The 23,136-nt window shown below is 45.8% G+C and carries 18 protein-coding genes and 2 other annotated features; of the genes, 15 read left to right on the top strand and 3 right to left on the bottom strand.

What is annotated here, in order from left to right; genetic code table 11:
- The first annotated feature begins 161 nt into the window (after positions 1–161).
- The 6 genes from DHBDCA_RS12660 (at position 162) to holA (ending at position 6,334) form a co-directional block, all read left to right on the top strand.
- Complete coding sequence (locus DHBDCA_RS12660; RefSeq protein WP_015044619.1) at positions 162–761, top strand: helix-hairpin-helix domain-containing protein; 600 nt, start codon at positions 162–164, stop codon at positions 759–761.
- 168 nt (positions 762–929) lie between these two features.
- Entirely contained in the window at positions 930–1,556 is a 627-nt protein-coding gene (locus DHBDCA_RS12655; RefSeq protein ID WP_015044618.1) for a DUF4131 domain-containing protein, read from the top strand.
- Between the two features lie 72 nt (positions 1,557–1,628).
- Positions 1,629–3,479: a ComEC/Rec2 family competence protein gene (locus tag DHBDCA_RS12650; protein ID WP_015044617.1), complete on the top strand. Its 1,851-nt coding sequence runs from the start codon at positions 1,629–1,631 to the stop codon at positions 3,477–3,479.
- Between the two features lie 86 nt (positions 3,480–3,565).
- Positions 3,566–4,084: a peptidylprolyl isomerase gene (locus DHBDCA_RS12645; protein ID WP_015044616.1), complete on the top strand. Its 519-nt coding sequence runs from the start codon at positions 3,566–3,568 to the stop codon at positions 4,082–4,084.
- Positions 4,085–4,372: 288 nt separating this feature from the next.
- The gene (locus tag DHBDCA_RS12640) at positions 4,373–5,233 is read left to right on the top strand and encodes a methyl-accepting chemotaxis protein (RefSeq protein WP_015044615.1); all 861 of its coding nucleotides are present in this window, start codon (positions 4,373–4,375) and stop codon (positions 5,231–5,233) included.
- A gap of 36 nt (positions 5,234–5,269) precedes the next feature.
- Complete coding sequence (holA, locus tag DHBDCA_RS12635) at positions 5,270–6,334, top strand: DNA polymerase III subunit delta (RefSeq protein ID WP_015044614.1); 1,065 nt, start codon at positions 5,270–5,272, stop codon at positions 6,332–6,334.
- Positions 6,335–6,459: 125 nt separating this feature from the next.
- Here the strand turns inward: holA and rpsT are convergent, their stop codons facing one another.
- Positions 6,460–6,732, bottom strand: a complete 273-nt coding sequence (rpsT, locus tag DHBDCA_RS12630; protein WP_015044613.1) for a 30S ribosomal protein S20 — start codon at positions 6,730–6,732, stop codon at positions 6,460–6,462.
- Positions 6,733–7,000: 268 nt separating this feature from the next.
- Positions 7,001–7,264 (top strand) — a binding site (T-box leader).
- Between the two features lie 240 nt (positions 7,265–7,504).
- Here rpsT and DHBDCA_RS12625 point away from each other — a divergent pair.
- The 5 genes from DHBDCA_RS12625 to DHBDCA_RS12605 all read left to right on the top strand — a co-directional run bounded on the left by DHBDCA_RS12625 (position 7,505) and on the right by DHBDCA_RS12605 (position 12,246).
- Entirely contained in the window at positions 7,505–8,695 is a 1,191-nt protein-coding gene (locus DHBDCA_RS12625) for an ABC transporter substrate-binding protein (protein WP_015044612.1), read from the top strand.
- 34 nt (positions 8,696–8,729) lie between these two features.
- Entirely contained in the window at positions 8,730–9,605 is an 876-nt protein-coding gene (locus DHBDCA_RS12620; protein ID WP_015044611.1) for a branched-chain amino acid ABC transporter permease, read from the top strand.
- Positions 9,606–9,690: 85 nt separating this feature from the next.
- On the top strand, positions 9,691–10,686 hold the full coding sequence (locus DHBDCA_RS12615; RefSeq protein WP_015044610.1) for a branched-chain amino acid ABC transporter permease: 996 nt from the start codon (positions 9,691–9,693) through the stop codon (positions 10,684–10,686).
- Between the two features lie 80 nt (positions 10,687–10,766).
- On the top strand, positions 10,767–11,534 hold the full coding sequence (locus DHBDCA_RS12610) for an ABC transporter ATP-binding protein (RefSeq protein WP_015044609.1): 768 nt from the start codon (positions 10,767–10,769) through the stop codon (positions 11,532–11,534).
- Positions 11,527–12,246, top strand: coding sequence for an ABC transporter ATP-binding protein (locus DHBDCA_RS12605; RefSeq protein WP_015044608.1), 720 nt, complete (start codon positions 11,527–11,529; stop codon positions 12,244–12,246). The genes DHBDCA_RS12610 and DHBDCA_RS12605 overlap by 8 nt, the downstream gene beginning before the upstream one ends.
- A 76-nt stretch (positions 12,247–12,322) precedes the next feature.
- Here DHBDCA_RS12605 and DHBDCA_RS12600 read toward each other — a convergent pair whose 3' ends face one another.
- Together DHBDCA_RS12600 and ileS are read right to left on the bottom strand one after the other, a co-directional pair.
- A complete protein-coding gene (locus DHBDCA_RS12600; RefSeq protein ID WP_015044607.1) occupies positions 12,323–13,078 on the bottom strand; it encodes a Uma2 family endonuclease in 756 nt (251 codons plus the stop codon).
- Between the two features lie 250 nt (positions 13,079–13,328).
- A complete protein-coding gene (gene ileS, locus DHBDCA_RS12595; protein WP_015044606.1) occupies positions 13,329–16,430 on the bottom strand; it encodes an isoleucine--tRNA ligase in 3,102 nt (1,033 codons plus the stop codon).
- A gap of 111 nt (positions 16,431–16,541) precedes the next feature.
- Positions 16,542–16,810, bottom strand: a binding site (T-box leader).
- Positions 16,811–16,965: 155 nt separating this feature from the next.
- Here ileS and DHBDCA_RS12590 point away from each other — a divergent pair.
- The 4 genes from DHBDCA_RS12590 (at position 16,966) to lepA (ending at position 23,031) form a co-directional block, all read left to right on the top strand.
- On the top strand, positions 16,966–18,342 hold the full coding sequence (locus DHBDCA_RS12590) for an ISNCY family transposase (protein WP_242824890.1): 1,377 nt from the start codon (positions 16,966–16,968) through the stop codon (positions 18,340–18,342).
- A 300-nt stretch (positions 18,343–18,642) separates the two neighbouring features.
- Positions 18,643–19,488: a stage II sporulation protein P gene (locus tag DHBDCA_RS12585; RefSeq protein ID WP_242824913.1), complete on the top strand. Its 846-nt coding sequence runs from the start codon at positions 18,643–18,645 to the stop codon at positions 19,486–19,488.
- 55 nt (positions 19,489–19,543) lie between these two features.
- Positions 19,544–21,103: a murein biosynthesis integral membrane protein MurJ gene (murJ, locus tag DHBDCA_RS12580; protein ID WP_015044604.1), complete on the top strand. Its 1,560-nt coding sequence runs from the start codon at positions 19,544–19,546 to the stop codon at positions 21,101–21,103.
- 122 nt (positions 21,104–21,225) lie between these two features.
- The gene (lepA, locus tag DHBDCA_RS12575) at positions 21,226–23,031 is read left to right on the top strand and encodes a translation elongation factor 4 (RefSeq protein ID WP_015044603.1); all 1,806 of its coding nucleotides are present in this window, start codon (positions 21,226–21,228) and stop codon (positions 23,029–23,031) included.
- Positions 23,032–23,136: the final 105 nt, after the last annotated feature.

Raw genomic sequence — 23,136 nt, 5'->3', positions numbered from 1 at the left:
TTCGGCTGATATATTCTATGTCTTGGAATAGAAATGGGAACATTCTCATGATCAGGTTTAAAGTTAAGCGCGCTGATTAACTTGGAAACGGCAAAAAGAGATCCACACAAAGGAATTTGGAAGTAAATGGAGAATAATGGAAAAAGAGGGGGTATGGACGATTGGAGAAAAAACTGAGGCTGCTTTGGTGGGGCATTTTGGGTGTATTACTGGTTCTGGCCGCTGTGAAACTGTTTTTGCCAGTAAACAGTCCGGTTGAAGTTAATCAGGCAGAAGAAAACAGGGAGATTGTAGTTTATATTTCGGGTGCAGTTGTGCATCCCGGTCTTTTGCACCTCCCTTTGAATGCCAGGTTGGATGATGCGCTGCAAGCAGCGGAATTGACAGCTGAAGCTGACCTTGAAGTATTGAATCCTGCCCAAAAGCTCAAGGATGGACAAAAAATAATTGTGGCCTTAAAGAGTACCGGAACGGGTCAATTAACCGGAAATGAGACCCAAAGTGAGACTCAAAATAAGACCGAAAACAGCGCAGCTCAGCCGGGTACAACAGACGGATTATCGACAAAGGTCAATATCAATACCGCAGGTATTAATGAACTGGATACTATTCCGGGGATCGGTCCGGCCTTAGCCCAGCGAATTATTGATTATCGTACGGAAAACGGATGGTTCTCCGCACCGGAAGAGATTCAAAATGTTTCGGGGATCGGTTCAAAGACCTATGAGAAAATGGAAAAGTATATCTCTGTCAGTCCGTAACGTGATAAAGCAGTATGTCTGAGGCAAGTCTGTGGGCCACAATATCCGCGTGCCATGAATGGCACAATCCGCAAATAGCCGCGCTGCGTTATCCTGCTCCGCTCATAGCGGAACTGTAGCTCTCGGACTGATCATAGGGTGTTTGCATACCAAAATGAGAAAAAGGTCATGAAGGGGCATGAAAGCGTCATGAAAGATAAACTGGTCATTCAGGCTATAGCTGTGCTGACAGGTGGATTGCTGGCCGTTCAAAGTGAAAAAGAAGCAAGAATATTCATATTGGCCATCTGCTTGCTTTTAGTCATAGGAATCGTGGTTATCTGGAAACCACTCGATTTTTTTGGCAGGGCTTCCAAACCTGAAGCGGTACTGCTGACCTGCGGGCTTTTAACAGGTTTTTTGTATGGGATACCGGCAGAGAACAATATCGCTTCTCCGCTGCTTATAGAAAGAATTGAGATACAGGGCAGACTATCGGATTGGCGGATTGATGATAAGGCCGGTCAGGGTATTTTCATCCTGGAAGATGTCTATCCCGGAACGGAAGAACGCTTGGGGGAAAAATACAGTTTTCGTGTTTACCCCGAAGAAGATGGGGTGTATATGAAGGGATGGGATCGGGTTAAGCCCGGAGACACCATCTTGGTCACAGCCAGGCTGGAACATCCCAAACCTCCGGGAACAGAGGGCGGATTTGACCTTCCGCTTTATTATGCTGTAAGAGGCTTAAGTGGTACGATTACAGCCTTCGGGGAAGCTGATGTACTGGAGGAAGGTGTTCCGGGTTTTACCTGAAGGATACGTCAGCATGTACATGATATTCTGACCGCGTCCTGGCCAGAGCAAGCCGGTATTCTTGAAGGAATTTTGTTTGGGGATTCCAGCGGGATCTCTGCGAAAACACTGGAGATGTACAAGGCCGCAGGAGTCATGCATGTTTTTGCGGCTTCGGGATCTAATGTGGCCTTTGTGATGGCCCTGGCATGGCTGTTTCTGTTTGGCCTGCCCCGGAAAGCCAGAATTGTCGCAACGATTGGGGTTATCTTGTGTTATGCAGTCTTATGCAGCGGTAATCCGCCTATCTTAAGGGCAACCATTTTAGGAACCTCAGTCTTGATCGGCCGCTTAGGCAGAGGAAAGATGTCGCCGCTTAGATGGCTTCTCTTTGCTGCGTTGATTCTTTATTTATGGAATCCTTTATTTTTGCGTGATATAGGTTTTCAGCTTTCCTTTGCTGCTACTTGGGGAATGCTGGTTCTATCACCCCAGTTGATGAAAAATGCCTGGTTCGGCAGGTTGCCTGAATTACTGAGACTGCCTGCAGCAGTATCATTTGGCGCTCAGATTGCCGTGATACCCATTATGACGAATGTTTTTCACAAACTGTCTCTGGCTGGGCTGGTCACCAATATATTTATTCTTTTTATGCTCGGCGCAGTTCTGCAGATCGGGCTTATTGGAACGGTACTGATTTTTGTTCCGGGTATCCCATCCATTTTTTTTCAAGCTGCAGTATGGCTGCTTGAGATCTCTGACCGTATATTGACGCTGATTGCATCTTTACCTTGGGCCTATTTCTGGGTATTAAACCCCGGCCTGGCCTTTTGGATAGCCTGGTATGGATTTTTGGCAGCGATGCTATTCGGTACAGAAAGAATACAATTCATTTCGAACGTACAGGTCAGAAGACTCAGAACGACAGCGAAGAGATTACAATTTCTGCCCTACCTGTACAGAATGGTTGACACGCTCAAACTTGGAAAGAACGAAAATAAGCCGCACCATATGGGATATTCTAATCTGTGGTCTGCAAAGTTCCTGGATTCTGCCAAACAACTAATTCCTGCGAAACTGTTAAGTTTTATCAAATTTAGATATGTCTTTGCTTTGCTTATGATGCTGCTGCTCTGGCACCCCTGGTCGGCCGGCAATGCCCTGGAAATTTCGTTTATTGATGTGGGCCAGGGGGACTGTATCCTAATTCAGACAGCCCGAGAGAACCTGCTTGTCGATACCGGTCCCCGTAGGGAGAACTACAATGCAGCGGAAAAAATTGTGCTTCCTTATTTGATGGAAAAAAGGATAGGTCAACTGGATTTTCTTTTTATCACGCACGAGGATGCTGATCATTTGGGAGGGGCGCAATATCTGCTGGCCAATTTGCCTGTGGCAAAAGTCGCAGTACCCGAAGCGGGTGATAGGATAACAAATGAAGAATGGCAGTCGGGAATTCCAGCGGAATACTACCGGAACAAAGAAAAGTTTGTAACGCTCAAGGCAGGGGATTATATCCATTTTTCTTCCGGTTTGCAGATTGAGATTATGGCCCCGGTCGAAGAAATGAACAACACCGGCGCTGATTCAAATAATAATTCTCTGGTGATACAGATGGAATATCTGGGAATGAAAATCCTATTGACGGGAGATATGGAAGCAGAAGAAATGGAATCCATCTCAGACAGAGGAACTGACTGGAATTCGAATTTTATAAAAGTTCCGCATCATGGCGGAAAAGGCTCTCTGGATACAGCTTGGTTTGACAGTACCAATCCCCGGGCGGTGTTTGTTTCTGTAGGCAAAAACAGCTTTGGTCATCCTTCCCGGGAGGTTATCAACTACTGGGAAGAAAGAGGTGTACCTATATATCGGACAGATATGGACGGTACAATACAATTAATGATCAATAAAAAGAGCTGTCAGATAACGACAGGCAGGTGACAGCTGCAGATTTCTTTTTTATCCAAATTTATGCTATAATCAACAACTGAACGAATAATTCACACGTTGAAAAGGAGTTATCGATCATGGAAAAACCGATTGTAACAATTGAAATGGCCAACGGGGATGTCATCAAGGCCGAACTTTATCCTGAAATAGCCCCAAATACTGTCAATAATTTTATTTCATTAATTAAAAAGGGCTTCTATAACGGTCTGATTTTTCACAGAGTCATTCCTGGTTTTATGATTCAGGGAGGATGCCCGCAGGGTTCGGGAATGGGCAATCCAGGCTACAGTATTAAAGGGGAATTTTCCGGTAACGGCTTCAAGAATGATCTGAAACATAGCCGTGGAGTCCTGTCTATGGCCCGCTCCAGAATGGAAGATTCAGCCGGTTCTCAGTTCTTTGTCATGGTTAATGATGCACCTCATCTTGACGACCAATATGCAGCCTTTGGCAAGGTGATCGAAGGCATGGAATCTGTCGATCATATTGTATCTGTCGAAAGTAACTATCAGGACAGGCCCAATCAAGAACAGGTAATGAAAAGCGTAACCGTCGACACCAAAGGTGTAGATTACGCTGAACCGGAAACCGTCTAAATATTTTGGTCTGAAACATCAAATTAGTCCAGCAAAGACTAATTTTATACGGAAATACAAAAAATATCAAAGAACATGAATAAAAAGAGGAAGTGCATGGAAATAATACCAAATGAACATCTCTTTTCTCCTCCTCTTTCTTTCCCCTTCATCCGTTGAGGGGGACTTTTTTTGTTGTAAGATCCCAATGATCTTTGGTTGAAAAGTTATTTGTTCTGCGTTATAGTAGAGATAATTCAAAATAATTACTAAATTGGTCATTTTGTAAAAAGAGAGGAAGATATTTCAATGGATTTCGCAGAAAATCATGTAAAAAGCCATGAAGAAATCTTGGAAGCCTACGTGATGGTATTAGCCGATTTAAAAGAAATAATGCAGGAAGACATTATGGTGCTGATCACGAATAGGACGGACGCGCTCTGTCACTACTCCGGCTATAAACTTAATGCGAAGGTGGATTCAAGTTTTAAGGTTAGTGATCACCCTCACCTTGTTGAAGCGATGAGAACAGGTAAAATCAGATCGGATATTATGTCCAAAGAGAGATACGGTATCCCGTTTGCGTCATCCACATACCCAATTAAAGCACCCGATGGAGAAATCATTGGTTGTGTCGGAATCGGTAGAAGCCTAGAAAAAGAGGGTAGAGTTGAAGAAATTTCTCAAGGTTTAGCAGCAACGCTTCAGCAAGCAAACGCCGGATTGCAGGAAGTTGCCTCAGGATCACAAGGGCTTTCTTTCAAAATCAGCAATGTGGTAAAATCCGCAAATGAATCCGCCGTGAAAATTAAAGAAATTAATAAGGTCATTAGCGCTATTTCTGATATATCCTCACATTCCAACCTGCTGGGTTTGAATGCCGCAATTGAAGCGGCCCGCGCCGGTGAACAAGGTCGCGGCTTTGCAGTGGTTGCGGAAGAAATGCGCAAACTTGCTGCCCAAAGTAACGACTCAGCTAAAATGGTTACCGAAATACTTACCCAGATGAGAGAATCTATTGAAGGCATTATTATGGAAATCAACCAAATTGGCGGTATTGCTGAAAATCAGGCCGCAGCGACTCAGGAAATCACCGCTGCAATTGAGGAAGTAAGTGAAAATTCACAAGATCTGGTTGAATTATCAAAAATCACATTGGATGGCAAGTAAGAGAGTTTCTTCTTAACTTCAAGGAGAAAATAGGATATGACATTAGATATCATCAAACTGGATATAAAGAACCGCGATATCCCCTCCGTTTATCTCTGGTACGGCGAGGACCGCTATTCTCTAGCCGAGGCTTTAAAACTGCTAAAAAACTATTATTTGCTGGATGATCCTTCCGGCAGCAATACAGAACTTCTTAACGGAAAAGAACAAACCCGGGAAGAAATAATTCAGGCTGCCAATATGACAGCCTTTTTTTCCGGAAAACTCGTGGTTGTTGACGATCTTACATATTTCAGTACGGGCAGGAGCAAAGGCACTTCCGAATCGGAAAAAAGCACCGAAGAAATGGAACGATCCCATTCAGGGAGAGAAAGCGACCCGGATATCTTGCTGGAATACTGTCTGAATCCCAATCCGTCTACTTGCCTGGTTCTGATATCGGAAAAAGTAAACAAAGGCAGAAAACTGTTTAGGGAAATCAATAAGAACGGGAAAACAGTGGAATTCGCTTTTCCGAAGGGCCAGTCGGAATGGATGGCCTGGCTGCAAAAGCAAGCGCATCAAAACGGGAAGAACCTGAGTGTTCCCGCCGCTTCGTTTCTTTTGGAATGGGCTGGCCACCAAACAGGGGTACTCAGTCAGGAACTGGCCAAATTAGCTCTATATACCGGAGAAAAACAAAACATAGAAATTGAAGATATCCGGAAAATAAGTTTGCCGATGATCGAGACGACGGTCTTTGCGATGTTGGATGCCATCGCGGCAGAGAATACCAAAGACGCATTGGCCAGGCTTAGCGAAGTGCTTAGTCAGGAACATTACCTCAAAGTGCATACAATGATCGTCCGCCATATCCGGCTGTTACTGGCAGCGAGTATTTGGCGGTCCCGCAAGGGCACAGTCAATGATTTTATGGGCACTGCAGGAATCAGGACATTCTTTGAAGGAAATAAACTCTTTCAGCAAGCGGACTCTTTTTCAACCGTCAGATTGGCTGAGGCCATGGAAGATTGTCTTCAGACTGAGCTTGCGTTAAAGAGCAGCGGAGGGAACCCTCAGTTGCTGCTGGAAATAATGGTTATACGATTATGTAAAAAATAACGTAATCATAAAAAGAGGATGCCTCAGGGTTCTGAGATATCCTCTCTAATGTCTATGGAGCGTGAAGCGTTTAAATAGCCTTCACGGATGCTGCGACGTCCATGGAGGGACTAGTGCAGCGTTGCTTAGCTGGCTTTATTATTCAAAGCCTGAAATTTTTTGGCCATTCTGGATTTTTTGCGAGCTGCTTTGTTTTTGTGGATCAAACCTTTGGCAGCAGCTTTATCAAGTGCACGGGAAGCTTTTTGCAGAGCTTCAACAGCATTTTCAGGATTATTGTTTACAGCTTCCTCATAACGACGAATAGCGGTTCGTAAGGAAGATCTGGCAGCAGTATTCTTGGCATTCTGTAATTTGCTTAGTTGGACCCTCTTGATTGCTGATTTAATATTTGGCATACAGTCACCCCCTTCGAAACATCTAACTACCGCACGTTTTTTAGACAAAAGTTATTTTATCATATTTTAGCAATACTATGCAACTAAATTCTAAAAAAAGAATAACCCGCCTTTACAGATTACCATGTCAACCCTATATCTTATACCATCCTGAAATATATTTTACTTTTTTACTGATACAGAACAAATATAACAGAACAAATATATTTCTAATTGACGAATCTCAAAACTCTGTGATAATATAGATTCAAATCAATACCATTATTGTATAAAAGTAATGATGGGGTAAAGTAAACGGTATGAGCTTTCCAGGGAGGAAACGTCTTAGACTGAAAGCGTTTCTATCGCATTGATCGTTGAAGGTTCACCCCTGAACTTCCGGACTGAAACCTTTGGGTAAGTAGGTCTGGACGGAGGCTCCCGCCGTTAAAAGGGAGGGGGTATAAGGAAGAATAAAGTCCCGTACCTACTGAAAAGTGGGGTCTGCTTAGACCCAAATAGGGTGGTACCGCGAAGCACTTTCGTCCCTTCAGGGATGAGAAGTGTTTTTTTAATTGGCTGCAAGGAGCGGCTAGCAAGGCCACGGATGGCCACGGACCACACCTAAGTTTCAGCAGGGAAAGACTTCTTTATTCGTACTCTTAAGAGAGAGCTGGAGTGATCCAGCTAACTGGGGTGGTACCGCGGAAGGCCACAGCTTTCGTCCCGGCGAAGGCTGTGGCTTGTTGTTTTCTGGTGTATCAGAAAAATATGAATGTAGGAGTGAAGGACGATGAAAAGAAAGTTCAAAGGTTTCACAGGGAGTATGGTAGTAGCTTTATTATTGGCGGTCAGCCTGATATTGGGAGGCTGCAGCTCCGGGAAGAGCAGTACGGCAGGCAGTGAGACAACAGAGCCTTACAAAGTGGGTGCGGTTCTCGATATCAGCGGGACTTCCTCTTCTTTGGGCATACCTGAACGCGATACACTGTTGATGATGGTGGACAAGATCAATGCCGAAGGTGGTATTCAAGGGCATCCGGTTGAACTGATCATTGAGGATAATAAAAGTGATGAGATGGAGGCTGTACTTGCTGCAAATAAGCTAATAGAAAAAGGCGTCCTTGCAGTTTTGGGCGGCAGCTCCAGCGGGACCTCGATGGCCATCATGAAAACTGTCCAGGACGCGCAAATTCCGATGATTTCTCTGGCCGCAGCCAGTAGCATCGTTGAACCGGTTGCTGAAAGACAATGGGTATTTAAAACAGCCCAGAGCGATATTGTCATGATCAATAAAATCATTGAATATCTCAAGAAGAATAACATGACGAAGATTGCCTTTATGTATATGAACAATGCTTATGGCGACAATGGCAAGAAGGCCATTAGCGCGGCAGCTCCCCAAAATGGGATCACCATCGTTGCTGAAGAAAAATTTGATGCGACAGACAATGATATGACGCCGCAATTAACGAATGTCAAGAGCAGCGGGGCTCAGGCAGTCGTCGTATGGGCGATTCCGCCTTCGGCCTCCATCCTGACGAAGAACTATAAGGATCTTGGACTGACGATTCCGCTCATTCACAGCCATGGCGTCGGCAATCAGAAATTTATCGAACTTGCCCAGGACGCCGCTGACGGAGTGATCCTTCCAATCGGCAAGCTTCCAGTGACCGATCAGATTGCGGATTCTGACCCGCAGAAAGCAGTGCTTACAAGTTATATCAATGATTACCAAAACAAATACAATACAGCGCCCAATTCATTCGGCGGTTATGCGACAGATGCTTTAAGTCTCCTGGTCAAGGCGATCGAAAAAGCTGGTCCGGATCGCAGCGTCATTCGGAATGAACTGGAAAAAACGCAGGGACTTGTCGGTGTATCCGGGGTATTTAATATGTCCGAACAGGATCATAATGGCTTAAGCGAAGATTCCGCCGTTTTGGTGCAGATCGAAGACGGCAAATGGAAAATATTACAGTAACGAGGGCAAAATTACAGTAACGGAGTGAAACCTGATGGGAGAACAACTACTGCAGCTATTATTCAGCGGGCTTACGCTTGGAAGTATTTATTCCATTATTGCCCTTATCCTGGTCATTACCTATAAAGTAACAGGCATATTAAATCTAGCCCTTGGGGAATTCCTGGTTATGGGGGCACTTTTGACGGTTAGTTTCAAATCGATGGGGATGCCGCTAATAGCGGCCTCCCTTCTTGCCATCATTATTGTCGCCTTGTTGGCGGGGGTACTCGAAAGGCTGACGGTCAACAAAGCCAGGGGAGCCAGCAGCCTGACGATGCTGATCATTACAATTGGTATTTCGATATCCTTAAGGGGGCTGGCCCTTCTGATCTGGGGAACGGATACCTACTCTCTGCCCTCCTTTACGGCTAGTGGACCAATCATGGCAGGCGGGGCGGCACTCAATCCTCAGAGCATCTGGGTATTTTTGCTGGCAGCGGCAACACTGATCTGCGTCAACACTTTTTTTGGACGGACCTACTGGGGAAAAGCAGTTCAAGCTTCCGTCCTCAGTCCCATCGGAGCCCAGCTGCAGGGGATCAATTTGAGTACGATTTCCCTGGCCGCATTTGTTTTTTCAGGGGCTTTGGCTACCGCCGCAGGAATCTGCATTGGACCGGTGACGATGGTCACGTATGATATGGGTTTTATGTTAGGCGTCAAAGGTTTTATCGCGGCAACAATTGGCGGATTGAGCAGTATATCCGGAGCTGTTCTGGGGGGATTAATCCTGGGGCTTTTGGAAGCCTACAGTTCAGGACTGATTTCCTCCGGGTTGAATGATGCGATCTCTATTGTGATTCTTCTTGCAGTCCTTTTAATCAGGCCGGAAGGGATCCTGGGTGCAATCAGCGAGCGTAAAATTTAATCTTAAAACAGGGTTTCCTTTTGGTATTGATTTGATTTCTTTTGAGTAAGATTTACAGCGTCATGTGGTAAGGAGCGTATCTTTGGTGAAAAAGATTATATTTAAATTCAGCGGAGCTGTCATCATGCTGGTATTGTTAATTATCCCGCTCCTGCTTAACAGCAATTATCTTTATGGATTACTGATTGTCATCGGCCTGTATGCGATCGTTGTCCAGGGCTTGGGAATACTGATGGGTTATGCGGGGCAGGTGTCGTTCGGTCATGCGGCGTTTTTTGGTTTAGGCGCTTATACGGCCGCAATATTAACCACGCGTTTTCATTGGCCGTCACTGTTAGCTCTTCTGGCAGCAATTCTTCTTCCTGGAATTGTTGCGGCCCTAATTGGCCGACAGACCCTTAAGTTACGCGAGCTATACCTTGCCCTCGCGACGCTCGGCTTTGGGATTTTAGTCCATATATTATTTACCGAAGGCGGAGAAATAACCGGAGGGCCATCCGGGATCAGCGGTATTCCGCATCTGGGCATTGGCAGTCTTATTTTAAACAGTGACAGGAAATTTTATATCCTGATCTGGATCATTCTGGTCCTGATACTGCTGGGAATACGAAATTTAGTCCGTTCCAGAACAGGCAGGGCCTTATGTGCGATCCGAGAGAGTGAGTATGCGGCAGAAAATGCCGGTATTGACTGTGTCAGGCTTAAGCTGCAGGCCTTTATTTTCAGTGCGCTGCTTACGGGTTTGGCAGGGGGCCTTTATGCTTTCTATATGACCTTTATCAGTCCGTCACCATTTACTTTTCATGCTTCCGTCCAGTTTGTACTGATGGCAGTGATTGGCGGCCTGGGTACCTTTTGGGGACCTTTGCTTGGGGCTGTGGTCGTCGTGGCCTTAAACGAGATCTTAAAAGAGTTGATACCGCTCATCGTTCCCGGAGCCGGCGGTGAATACCAGATCATTATTTACGGAATCATCCTGGTTGCACTCATGATTTACCGTCCGCAGGGGTTAAGCAGTATCGGGGAATTCTTTCAAAGTTCAAAAAAGAGTCTGGTTCAAGATGGAAATGAAGTCAATTAACCTATATACAGAACGATGATTCAAATATCAAATAAGAATTATAGATTGAGTATCAATGCTATAGAAGGAGGGAAAAGGCCATGCTTCTGGAGTTACACAGAATTACAAAACATTTTGACGGCATTATGGCTGTCAAACATGTGTGCTTTGGGGTTGAAGAAGCAAAAATTACAGCGCTTATAGGGCCTAACGGGGCAGGAAAGACGACGATTTTTAACTTGATTACCGGAACGTATCAACCGGATGAAGGTGAAGTGTTATTGGAAGGAAAAACGATCACCGGAATGAAGCCGTATAAGGTAGCTCAGGCTGGAGTAACCAGAACTTTTCAGAATCTGCAGCTTTTCGGCAGCATGACCGTGCTGGAAAATGTTATGACTGGTGCTTACCTGCAGGGGAAAAAGGGCTTTGTCAAGTCATTTCTTTCTTCCCCTGAACGGTCTACGGAAGAAAAGAAAATCAGGGCTGAATCCCTGAAACTGCTTGAAGAGGTTGGTTTAGCGGAGTCAGCTGGTTTGCCGGCAGCAGTTTTGCCGTTCGGACAGCAAAGACTGTTGGAAATTGCCAGAGCCCTTGCTTCTCAGCCCAAACTGATCATGCTTGATGAACCGGCTGCAGGATTAAATGCTGCTGAATCTGAAATCCTGACAGAATATTTGAAAAAACTTCGCAGTCAGGGTATGACCATGATAATGATTGAACATGATATGGAAACGGTCATGGAAGCTGCTGATAGGATTGTTGTCCTAAATTTCGGGGAGGTGATCACCCAGGGAACTCCGGCAGAAATTCAGGCTCACCCGGAAGTGATCAAAGCCTATCTCGGAGAGGATGAGCAAATTGCTTAGTGTAAATGGTCTCAATGTTTATCATGGCTATGTGCATGCGCTCAAAAATGTATCCCTGAATGTCAGGCGGGGAGAATTGCTGGCGATTCTCGGAGCCAATGGTGCAGGCAAAAGTACCCTGCTAGGGACTCTCGCGGGGTTATACAAGCCTGCTGCAGGAGAAATCATTTTTCAGAACAAAAAGATAGCCGGCCAGTTACCGGAAAAAGTCGTCAGAGCCGGTATCGCTCTTATACCGGAGAAAAGAGAGATATTCAGCGGGCTAAGCGTGATGGATAACCTGATGATGGGGGCTTTTCACCGTTATCGTCAGGACAAGGCGGATATCCCAAACGATGTGGAGGAAGTCTTGAAATTATTCCCTCTGCTGCAGGGAAGAGAAAAGGATTTGGCCGGTTCTTTAAGCGGCGGTCTACAGCAGATGCTGGCAATAGGCAGGGCCCTTATGGCCAGGCCCTCACTGCTGCTGCTCGACGAACCTTCCATCGGGCTGGCCCCGCTTGTCGTACGCGAGATCATGGCGATCCTGGTCGGGATGAAAGAGTCCGGTGTCACAGTCGTACTGGTCGAACAAAATACAAAAGCCGCCTTGAAAGTGGCGGACAGTGTAATTGTCATGGAGCGGGGTAGGATTGTTCACTACGGAAACTCCAAAGAAGCAATCTCGGATGCTCTGCTTCAGGAGGCTTATTTGGGCCGGACCCGGATGTGAGTATATTGCGGCTTTACCCAGCGTATGTATCGTATCAAAACCTTAAGAGTTTTAAGAGTCTATCATAGTATATTTTCTACCATAATGATTTCAATGGAATAGATAAACCAGTGAAATATGGATGATCTACAACATCTTCATCCATACCTGCTGCAGCTAAGACGTAGGAACCATCCCTCAGTACAAAACATTCGAGGGTTTTCTCAGCCGGATCGACCAGCCAGTAATGTGGGATTTTGGTCTTTTGGTAAATCTGCAGCTTCTGCAGACGATCTTTGCGCCTGCTGGATGGGGAAATGATTTCAACCACGATTGTTGGCTGGCCATTGATACGGGCTTCTTTGATGATCTGTCTTTGCTGCCCGGAAACGTAAAAAATGTCGGGCTGGACCACGTTGATATCTAATAATGTTACATCAAGAGGTGCCACAAATACTTCGCCTTCGGGATCATTTCCCCGAAAATAATCTTCAAGAATCCATGTTAACCGAAGCAAAACACGTTGATGGCTGACATTTGGAGCAGGCTCTTTCACCATAATGCCATCGAGAATCTCGATGCGGTAACCGGGTTCATCCGGTATTTTCAGATAGTCTTCGTAAGTCAGCTTCCTGGAAGATTCTGCAGTGTATTTGTTTGATCTTTCCTGCACGGAAGAGGCGGTATTTGTGAGTGCGTTAAGAACATCTGCCAGTATATAGCGGTACTGCTTGCCGCTCAACTCGATAAACGGTATTTTTTTCTCACGTGTATATTTCCAAATAGTCTCGGTTGAAAGATCGAGTGCTTCAGCCAGCGCCTGGGCAGTCATAAGCTCCTTATCCATCGACATATCATGATCACCTCAATCAAATTATACAAATTAAGACAACCAAAAACAACCAAAAACAACTAAAAATAATAAAAAATAACATACATTTAGAAAATAATAGTAAAAAAGCAAATAGTATCTTGTCGTCATCCTCAGCAAAATTCAAAAAAAATGCTGGTAACAGTCTGAAAAACTATTACCAGCATCATATCGGTTCAGGGTTGCGTATTTTTGGGGTTTAGCCCAACATTATACGATTGAGCCAAAGCATTTAGATCCGTTCGACCCTGACGCCGGTATCGTGGTCATTCAGGTTCACCTTAGTCAGGTCTGCGGTACTCGGTGTTTTTTCGATGCTTTCAGCGAGCGTTTCTATTTTGATGTATTCCTGATAGCTTTGAATCGCACTCGTGACTTGGTCATCCCCATCGAAATAGATCCGGATGCGGTCCATCATTTCAAAATCATTGCTCTTGCGCATCTGCTGGACTTTGGAAACGAGCTCTCTGGCCAGACCTTCATCGATAAGCTCTCTGGTCAGCGTGGTATCAAGAATAACGAACAGGTTGTTTTCCATTGTGACCGTGAACCCTTCTTTGGCGGAAATCGACACGATGACATAGTCCTTGACGATATCTAGCTGTTCTCCATCCACATCCACTGAGAACGATTCTCCAGCCTCCAGGGCAGCCGCAGCCGTTGAAGCCTCCAGGCTTTCCAGTGCTTTGCCAAGGAGTTTGATTTTCGAGCCGAAGACGGGTCCGGCAGTTTTGAAGTTAGGCTTCAGAATGAAATTCATGAAATCGCTTAAGTTATTCGCAAAAATAACTTCCTTTACATTGAGCTCTTCCTGAATCAGTGGAATTAAATCGGCGATCAGGACTTCATATTTCCCGTCAACTAGGATTTGCTGGATCGGCTGACGGACTTTGATCCTGACCTGTTCCCGGGCAGATCTGCCGAGGGTGACTAAATTCCTGACCAAATCCATTCTGTTTTCGACGTTCTCATCGATCATAGTCGAGACATATTCCGGATAATCTGCCAGGTGGACCGAAGTCTCACCGGTCAGGTTACGGTAGATTTCTTCCGCCAGATAAGGTGCGAACGGTGCTGAGATTTTGGCAATGCCGACCAGGATTTCATACGTGGTGTTATAGACGGCCTTCTTGTCGTCCGACAGGCCGGGATCCCAGAATCTGCGGCGGGAGCGCCGGATATACCAGTTGGAGAGGTCCTCGCTGACAAATTCCTGTATTTTTCGGACCGCTTTAGTCAGATCATAGACAGCGAGATTGGTTTCAACGTCATCGAGCAGGGCGTGATATTTGGAGAGGACCCACCTGTCGAGCTCCGGCCGCTTTTTGTATTCGATAAAGAAATCTCTCGGGTCGACCTCATCGGTATTCGCATAGAGCGCAAAAAAGGTATAGACGTTGCGGAGTGTCCCGAAGAACTTGCTCTGGACTTCCTTAAGGCCTTCGATGTCAAAGCGTTTAGGTGTCCAGGCCGGAGACACATAAAGCAAATACCATCTGAGCGTGTCGGCGCCGTACTGGTCAAACAGTTCAAACGGGTCTACCGTGTTGCCTTTGGATTTGGACATTTTCTGTCCCTGCTTATCTAAAACCAAATCATTGACCAGGACCCGCTTATACGGGGAACGGCCCATCACAAAGGTCGAGATCGCGAGCAGGGAGTAGAACCAGCCGCGGGTCTGATCGATCCCTTCACAGATAAAATCAGCCGGGAACAGTTCATGGAAGTTCTCTTTGTTTTCAAACGGATAATGATGCTGAGCATAAGGCATCGCGCCGCTGTCAAACCAGCAGTCGATCACTTCACTGACCCGGGCCATCGGTTTGCCGCACTTCTCACAGCGGATATGAACATCATCGACGTAAGGTCGGTGCAGTTCAATGGTTTCATCAATCTTTTCGATTGCTTTTTCCACAAGTTCTTTGCGGGAGCCGACTGAAGCGGTATGGCCGCATCCGCAACGCCAGATATTTAAAGGAGTCCCCCAGTAGCGGTTACGGGACAATGCCCAGTCATTAACATTTTCAAGCCAGTTGCCAAAACGTTTTTCACCGACAAAGTCGGGATACCATTCGACTGTTTTGTTATTTGCGACAAGCTGATCTTTTAGTTTGGTCATCGCAATGTACCAGCTTGGTTTGGCGTAGTACAGCAGAGGGGTCTGACAGCGCCAGCAGTGCGGGTAATTATGCTCCATTTTTTCCTTTTTAAACAGTTTGCCCTCGGCATGCAGCCACTTGATGATATCCAGGTCGGCATCCATCACAAAGCTATCCTTCCAAGGCGTTGCGATAAATTTGCCCGATTCGTCCACCGGTTGAAAAACCGGCAGGTTGTAGCGCTTTCCGGTGTTATAATCGTCTTCACCAAAAGCGGGTGCGGTATGGACGATCCCGGTACCGTCCTCTGTCGTGACATAATCGGCAGTCGTCACAAAAAAAGCTTTTTTGTCGGTGGTTAAGAACGGCATCAGCTGCTCATACTCCATATATTCAAGCTCAGTGCCTTTTAATTCCTGCAGGACTTCATAATCGTCGCCGAGTACTTTCGGTGCGAGCGTCTTTGATAAATAATAAATCTCATCATTGCTGCGGACTTTGACGTAGGTCTCAGCCGGGCTGACTGTGAGTGCCGCATTGGAGGGCAGGGTCCATGGTGTGGTCGTCCAGGCCAGGAAATACTCGTCAACTCCTTTGCGCTTAAATTTGGCGATGACGGTATTTGTTTTGATTTCTTTATAGCCCAGCGCGACTTCATGGGAAGCAAGTCCGGTTCCGCATCTGGAACAGTACGGAAGAATCTTGTGACCTTCGTACATGTAGCCTTCTTTGAAGAATTTGTCCAGAATCCACCAGACGCTTTCAATATAATTGTTATCCAGGGTAATATAAGGATGATCCAGATCAATCGAATAACCCATCCGGATCGTCATCTCGCGCCACTGTTTTTCATACGTAAACACAGAGTCGCGGCATTTTTCATTGAACTGGGCGATCCCATACGCTTCTATACCTTGTTTGTCGGAAAGATTCAGCTGTTTTTCAACTTCGATTTCCACCGGCAGTCCGTGCGTATCCCATCCGGCCTTCCGTTTGACCTGAAAACCTTTCATGTTCTGATACCGGCAGACGGAATCCTTCAGGGTTCTCGCCATGACATGGTGAATACCCGGCTTGCCGTTGGCTGTAGGCGGACCCTCATAAAACACGAACGGTTCCGCGCCTTCGCGGTTTTCGATTGTCTTCTGCAGAATATCAATCGAATCCCAGTAATCTGATATTTGTTTTTCCCGTCCAGCAACGGGGTTTTCAGCTAAAGATTTAAATTTTTTCATAGAGATTCTCCTTTATCAATTCATTAATGACTGTTAGTTCCTCGTCAACTAATTCCTCGTCAACCCTCAAGTTATCATATGAAAAAAGTAAAAATCCCTAAGTATAAATAACTTAGGGACGACTAAACCGCGGTACCACCCTGATTATATGTCTGAGGTACATGAAATTACGTCAAACACATCACTCTTACCCGTTAACGCAGGGCAGGCGAAACTTCTTACTGGAACCCTGTTAATTGATCACTTGACAGTGACAAGGTACATATTTCTGAAGTTCAGCTCCCGGGTGATTTTCACTTGAAAGTCGGACGCAATCTCTCAGCATTCGATTGCTTTCTGTGGACTTCCTTTTAAGCTACTGTCCCATTCCTTGCTGTTTGATACTTAAATTGTCTTCAAATTATATCTATTATATGACATCTCATGCAAAAATGCCAAGTACATCTTAAAAATTCTGTTGTTGATCTGCGATAATGTCATAGTATAATTCTTCAAGGAAAATGTCATCCCCTCACAAAACAGATATAATGGGAGAATGAAATTAGAAATGAGCAAGCAAGAAGCAAGAAAAGTAACCATTATCGAAGAATTATTGGCAGGCCATTTATTAAACAAACAAGCAGCAGGGCTTCTAAATCTCAGCGTCAGACAAGTACAGCGGTTGAAAGTGGAGGCCACCGCCAATGGGGTCATGAGCATTCTGCATAAAAACAGAGGACGTAAGCCTGCTAATGCCTTAGATCCAAAGTTAGCCTTGAACATCATTGAGATTTACGAAAAGGAATTGATCAACTATAACTTTTGCCATGCTACCGATGTTCTCGCTGAAGACAAGGGGATATTTGTCTCTGTCAGCACTGTTTCAAGACATCTAAAAGCCAGTGGTATTCGATCCCCAAAGGCCAAACGAAGACCGAAGAAACATCGGTCAAGAAATGCCCGTAAACGTGAAGGAGAACTCGTTCAGATGGATGCTTCCAGTTATGATTGGCTGGGCAATGACTCCTACCTGCACCTTCATGGTGCTGTAGATGATGCCACAGGTCGTATTCTAGCTCTTCATTTCGAAAAGGAAGAAACCTTTGAAGGGTATTGTGAGTTGATGTTTCAGATGAATCAAGACGGCCATTTGCCAAGGGAAATTTACACCGATGGTAGAACAGTCTTTGCTTATGACAGTAAAACAAAAAAGAAACTGACACTAGATGAAGAACTAACTGGTAAAGTCGAGCGTCAACCCCACTTCGCAAGAGCTCTCAGAGAAACCAAAATTCTACTTATCATTGCCAAGTCTGCACAAGCTAAAGGGGGGATTGAAAGGCTCTGGGAAACTTTGCAGGATCGTTTGCCTAAAGATATGAAGCGTAAAGGCATTAATTCAATTGAACAGGCTAATGAATTCCTGAGGCAATATATTCCCTATTACAACCGCAAATTCTCCGTCCAGGCTGCCAGCATGGAAAAGGCCTATTTGCCCAAACAGGATTTGGCTGCATTTCAGTTAACCTTTGCTATACATGAAACAAGAAAGCTTGATTCAGGCCTTTCCTTTTCTTATAGAGGTCAGAAATACCGGTTGCCAATTTCTAAGGATAATAAAGAAATCCCTGCATCCCCTCATGACACGATTACTGTAGCAACCAGTAAACATATCGGAATGCAGGTTCTTTTCAAGGGCCTTGTGATTAAACCAGAACCGCTTAATACTCAGCCTAAGGAAAGTATAATACATATCTCTCAGCCGGACAACTCTACTAATTGCCTACCTTCTGAGACTTTAATTAAACCTAAAAACAAAACTAATTCCCCTTGGTTTGGCTATACCGAAATTTTCTATTCCAAGAAACTTAGGGATGACATTTCTGCTGCACAGTTATCACCCTATCAGGGTGACATTATCGCAGACTATTGACAGTACATCTTAAAAATTCTGCACTGTATAAATTCAGCGTTAATGCAGGTGTAAAATATTAAGGATATTTCAATGTTCTAAGACAGGTTTGTCCTTCATATTCCTAATTATGGAAAGGAGGAGATTATCCTGTTTTTTTGGAATACCCGTCTGAAAGCTGTTGGGGTCATACTACTCTTGGCGCTGCTTGTATTTTCTGTTTACTTTTGCATTTCCAACGATAGTTTTCAGTATACCATAAAAATATTGTCTGAAAAAAGTTTTCCGTTTGAGCTTATACTTCTGGAAGGCGCCCCGGGGATGTCTTATCCACAACGAACCTATATCAGTGATACACGGAATGCTGCTACAGGGATCGGAATGTATTTGCTGACCGGAGTCAACATATCCGACGCTCGGACGTATTTTTTAAGTTTCTATGCACCTCCTTCCGAAGGGCCAACCTGGCTGGGATGGGCCTATTATCCCAATGATCCTGAAATGGAGGGACCGCTGCTCGAACCCCTCGATAATCCGTTTTATCATGATCCTGAACCGGTTAAAAGTGCGCAGGATGTCCTGGTAGGCATCTATCACACCCACAGTGCAGAGTCCTATTTGGGAGATGGCGGTGCAGACCGGTCAGCTGGAGGTGAAAACGGAGATATTGTGGAGATTGGACAGCTATTGACTGAAAAATTGAACCAGGCAGGGATCAATACGGCACATTCCGAGGAGGTTAATGATGCGGTCTATATCCAGGCCTACAATCATTCCTATCTCGCAGCAAAAAAAATGCTCGAGAAAAACCCAACAACCCGTTTGCTGATCGATCTTCACCGGGACGGACTTCCTTCCCAGGTGGGCAAAGATACTGCAAAGATTAACGGACAGGAGTGTGCCAGAGTCATGATTGTGATCGGTCAGAAAAATCAAAACTGGGAAAAGAACGATGCAATTGCGCGTGAAATTATTAAGATTGCGGAGAAAAAATACCCGGGACTGTTTTTCCCAAAAATCCGCTATGCCTCAGAAGCACGCTATAACCAGTATCTCACGGACGGAGCCATCCTGCTGGAAATTGGCAGTCAGCTAAACACGTTGGAGGAAGCACAGGCTGCAGCCGGACCCATAGCCGAAGTATTGAAGGAATATCTCGGTAAATGATATAATTTGCAGTAAGTGCATTTCTTTGTATATAGAAAGGTCCTTCAGCATCATTATGACAAACAATCAAAAAATGATGAAAGCGGCAGGCTTCATGATGGCTGCCAACCTTGTTTCCAGGCTTCTCGGTTTTGTCAGGGAGTCCCTGATGGCCGGACTGTTCGGAAAAACGGCAGCTACTGACGCGTATAATACGGCCTTTATCCTTCCGGACCTGCTTTACTGGCTGTTGGTCGGAGGCGTCTTAAGCGCTGCCTTTATCCCTGTCCTGTCCGAATATATTGCCAAAGGCAGGGAAAAAGAAGGATGGAAAGTCGTGAGCTCGGTAACCAATGCGACATTTCTGCTGCTCTGTATCCTGGTTATCGCGGGCATGCTGCTGACTCCGAAGTTTATTGAGCTGCAGGTGCCCGGATTTAGTCCGGCGAATAAGGAACTTACCATCTATCTTACCCGTATCCTGCTGCTGCAGCCGGTCATTCTGGCTTTGAGCGGGATTACGATGGGCATCCTGAACTCATACAAAATATTTTGGCCATCCGCGCTGGGGACGGTTCTTTATAATGCCAGTGTCATCCTATTTGGGGCGCTTTTTGCTAATTCCGGTGAAGCCCGGAGTATCTCCGGTTTTGCGTTTGGGGTCGTGATCGGCGCTGCGGTAAATTTTCTTGTCCAGGTTCCTTCCCTGCGCAGAGTTGGCTTCCGCTATTATCCAATGATCGATCTGAAACATCCCGGGGTCCGGAAGATCATGGTCTTGGCTGTCCCGATGATTATCATGTACACCTTGAATCAATTTCAGGTCATTGTGAATTCCAACCTCGGTTCTGCGCTTGATCCGGGAAGCTTGACTGCGGTCTGGTACTCTTACCGTCTTTTCCAAGTCCCGGTCGGCATCTTCGCGCTGGCCATCGGTGTCGCTGTTTTTCCGACCTTAACAGAGCAGGCTGCTCTGAAAAAGGCCAAAGATTTTCTCGAGACGATCTCGAGTGCAATTCGGCTGATTATCTTTATTACGGTTCCGATATCGATTGGGATGGTCGTTCTGCGCTTTCCTTTGATCCGGGTTCTGTTCCAGCATGGTGAATTCAGTGCGGGGGATACGGATATCATGGCTGTGCCGCTGCTGTATTTTTCGCTGGGGATTACCGCTCAGGCTATTATTCAGATTCTGCCGCGTGCTTTTTATGCAATGCAGAACACCTGGATTCCGGTTATTCTTGGTCTCGTCGCCATGGCTGTCAGCATAATCTGGATGTACATTTTAGTCGGTCCTTTGGCTTGCGGCGGCTTGGCCCTGGCTGTAACTCTCGGAGCCATTATGCAAATGCTCTTGCTGTTTATCGTACTGCGCCGCAAGCTTGGCAAAATTGACGGGCGCAGAATCGCAGCCGTGTTTAGTAAAACACTGGCAGCCGCTTTGGCTATGGCAGCTGTCGTCATGATTTGGGCGAATCTGCTGACCATTTGGGTCGGAATTGGCAAAATGGGCTCGACGATTGTTTTAATCAGTGGAGCACTCGTAGGCATGCTTGTGTTTTTTATTGTTGCCCGTCTGCTGAAGATGGAAGAGTACCAAATGGCCATCGAGATGCTGATCAAACGACGCAAATAAGGAGGACAAGGGAACAAAAGGACTCCCCCTGTCCCCCGGAATTCCGGAGCCGCCTTGCTTTTCAAGGCGGTAGTTTGGTATAATGATGTGCTGGTATTATATTCGGGGAGAGAAGAAAATCCATGGCAAATGCTTCATCTAAAATCAGAAATTTTTCGATCATTGCCCATATCGATCACGGCAAATCTACTCTTGCCGATCGGCTGATTGAGTATACCGGAACCATGTCCACCCGGGAACTCAAGGAGCAGGTTCTCGACTCCATGGATTTGGAACGGGAGCGTGGTATTACCATCAAACTGCAGGCAGTCCGTTTGCGCTACAAGGCAAAAGACGGAGAGGTCTATGAGCTGAATCTGATCGATACTCCCGGACATGTTGACTTTTCTTACGAAGTTTCCCGGAGTCTGGCTGCCTGCGAAGGGGCTTTGCTGGTGGTCGATGCGGCCCAGGGAATTGAGGCCCAGACTCTTGCCAATGTCTATCTTGCTTTGGAAAATGACCTGGAGATCATTCCGGTTATTAATAAAATAGATCTGCCAAGCGCAGAACCTGACAGAGTCAAACAGGAGATTGAAGATGTGATTGGGATTGACGCGAGTGAGGCGATCCTCGCATCGGCCAAAATGGGGGCTGGGGTCGAAGAGATCCTGGAAGCCATTGTCAAGAGGATTCCTCCGCCTAAGGGCGATGATGAAGAACCTTTAAAATCATTGATTTTTGACTCAAAGTTTGATTCCTACAAAGGGGCGATCCCTTATATTCGATTATTTGACGGTAAAGTCTCCAAAGGAACGAACATCAGGATGATGTCCACCGGAAAAATGTTTGAAATCACCGAAGTTGGTGTTTTTACCCCAGGAATGACGATTGTCGATGAGCTGAGGGCAGGCCAGGTTGGCTATATCGCGGGCAGTATTAAGAATGTCGGGGATACCCGGGTCGGGGATACCGTGACGGATAACGACCATGCGGCGGCGAAACCGCTGTCGGGCTACCGCAAAGCGGTATCGATGGTTTTTTGCGGCCTTTATCCAGTTGAAACTTCCGACTTTGACAGGCTGAAGGATGCGCTGGAGAAACTTCAGCTGAATGATGCGAGTTTAATGTATGAAAATGAAACGTCCGCAGCATTGGGTTTTGGTTTCCGCTGTGGTTTCCTGGGTCTCCTGCACATGGAAATTATCCAGGAGAGACTCGAGAGGGAATTTGGCCTCAGCATTATTACGACCGCACCGAGCGTTGTTTATAAAGTAAATACCACAGCCAAGGAACAGGTCTTAATTGATAACCCTGCGCTTCTGCCGCCTGAAGGAAAGATCGAATCGATTGAAGAGCCTGTGGTCAAGGCTACGATTATGGTACCCTCCGAGTACGTAGGCACCATCATGGAACTGAACCAGGAGAAAAGGGGTACGTTCCTGAACATGGATTATATCACCGCTTCGCGCGTAAGTCTCTATTATGAGCTTCCGTTAAGCGAAATTGTATATGATTATTTTGATCAGCTTAAATCCCGGACCAAAGGGTATGCGTCTCTGGACTATGAACTAATCGGATACAAGGAAGCGGATCTTGTGAAACTCGATATCATGCTGAACGCTGAAATTGTTGATGCACTCTCCTTCATTGTCCATAAAGACAAAGCATATTCCCGTGGACGCAAACTTGTTGAAAAGCTGCGCAGCCTGATTCCGCGGCAGATGTTTGAGATACCTGTCCAGGCCGTGATCGGCGCCAAGGTCATTGCCAGGGAGAATATCCGGGCTATGCGCAAAGATGTTCTGGCCAAATGCTACGGCGGTGACATTTCCCGGAAACGCAAACTGCTGGAAAAGCAAAAAGAAGGCAAGAAACGCATGAAACAAGTCGGCAATGTGGAAATACCCCAGGACGCTTTCATGGCAGTGCTCAAGATGGACGATTAATTTACTTTGCTCGGGTTAGACCCTAGGCAGCACCTCCTGCGCCGTCGCCGTGCTCCGCTTGGCGCTGGACATCCATTACGGTGACTTAGTCTGCAGCTTGGGAAC

The organism is Dehalobacter sp. DCA, from assembly GCF_000305775.1.
GTDB lineage: Bacteria > Bacillota > Desulfitobacteriia > Desulfitobacteriales > Syntrophobotulaceae > Dehalobacter > Dehalobacter alkaniphilus.
The sequence above is the reverse complement of the archived record's forward strand: the minus strand, read 5'-3'. Positions and strand labels throughout refer to the sequence as shown.

Bases quoted from the DNA above. Each gene is read 5' to 3' on its own strand.
- DHBDCA_RS12655 (WP_015044618.1), top strand. From the start codon at position 930: ATGAAGGGGCATGAAAGCGTCATGAAAGATAAACTGGTCATTCAGGCT.
- DHBDCA_RS12645 (WP_015044616.1), top strand. From the start codon at position 3,566: ATGGAAAAACCGATTGTAACAATTGAAATGGCCAACGGGGATGTCATC.
- DHBDCA_RS12640 (WP_015044615.1), top strand. From the start codon at position 4,373: ATGGATTTCGCAGAAAATCATGTAAAAAGCCATGAAGAAATCTTGGAA.
- holA (WP_015044614.1), top strand. From the start codon at position 5,270: ATGACATTAGATATCATCAAACTGGATATAAAGAACCGCGATATCCCC.
- rpsT (WP_015044613.1), bottom strand. From the start codon at position 6,732: ATGCCAAATATTAAATCAGCAATCAAGAGGGTCCAACTAAGCAAATTA.
- DHBDCA_RS12625 (WP_015044612.1), top strand. From the start codon at position 7,505: ATGAAAAGAAAGTTCAAAGGTTTCACAGGGAGTATGGTAGTAGCTTTA.
- DHBDCA_RS12620 (WP_015044611.1), top strand. From the start codon at position 8,730: ATGGGAGAACAACTACTGCAGCTATTATTCAGCGGGCTTACGCTTGGA.
- DHBDCA_RS12610 (WP_015044609.1), top strand. From the start codon at position 10,767: ATGCTTCTGGAGTTACACAGAATTACAAAACATTTTGACGGCATTATG.
- DHBDCA_RS12600 (WP_015044607.1), bottom strand. From the start codon at position 13,078: ATGTCGATGGATAAGGAGCTTATGACTGCCCAGGCGCTGGCTGAAGCA.
- ileS (WP_015044606.1), bottom strand. From the start codon at position 16,430: ATGAAAAAATTTAAATCTTTAGCTGAAAACCCCGTTGCTGGACGGGAA.
- DHBDCA_RS12590 (WP_242824890.1), top strand. From the start codon at position 16,966: ATGAAATTAGAAATGAGCAAGCAAGAAGCAAGAAAAGTAACCATTATC.
- DHBDCA_RS12585 (WP_242824913.1), top strand. From the start codon at position 18,643: ATGTCTTATCCACAACGAACCTATATCAGTGATACACGGAATGCTGCT.
- murJ (WP_015044604.1), top strand. From the start codon at position 19,544: ATGACAAACAATCAAAAAATGATGAAAGCGGCAGGCTTCATGATGGCT.
- lepA (WP_015044603.1), top strand. From the start codon at position 21,226: ATGGCAAATGCTTCATCTAAAATCAGAAATTTTTCGATCATTGCCCAT.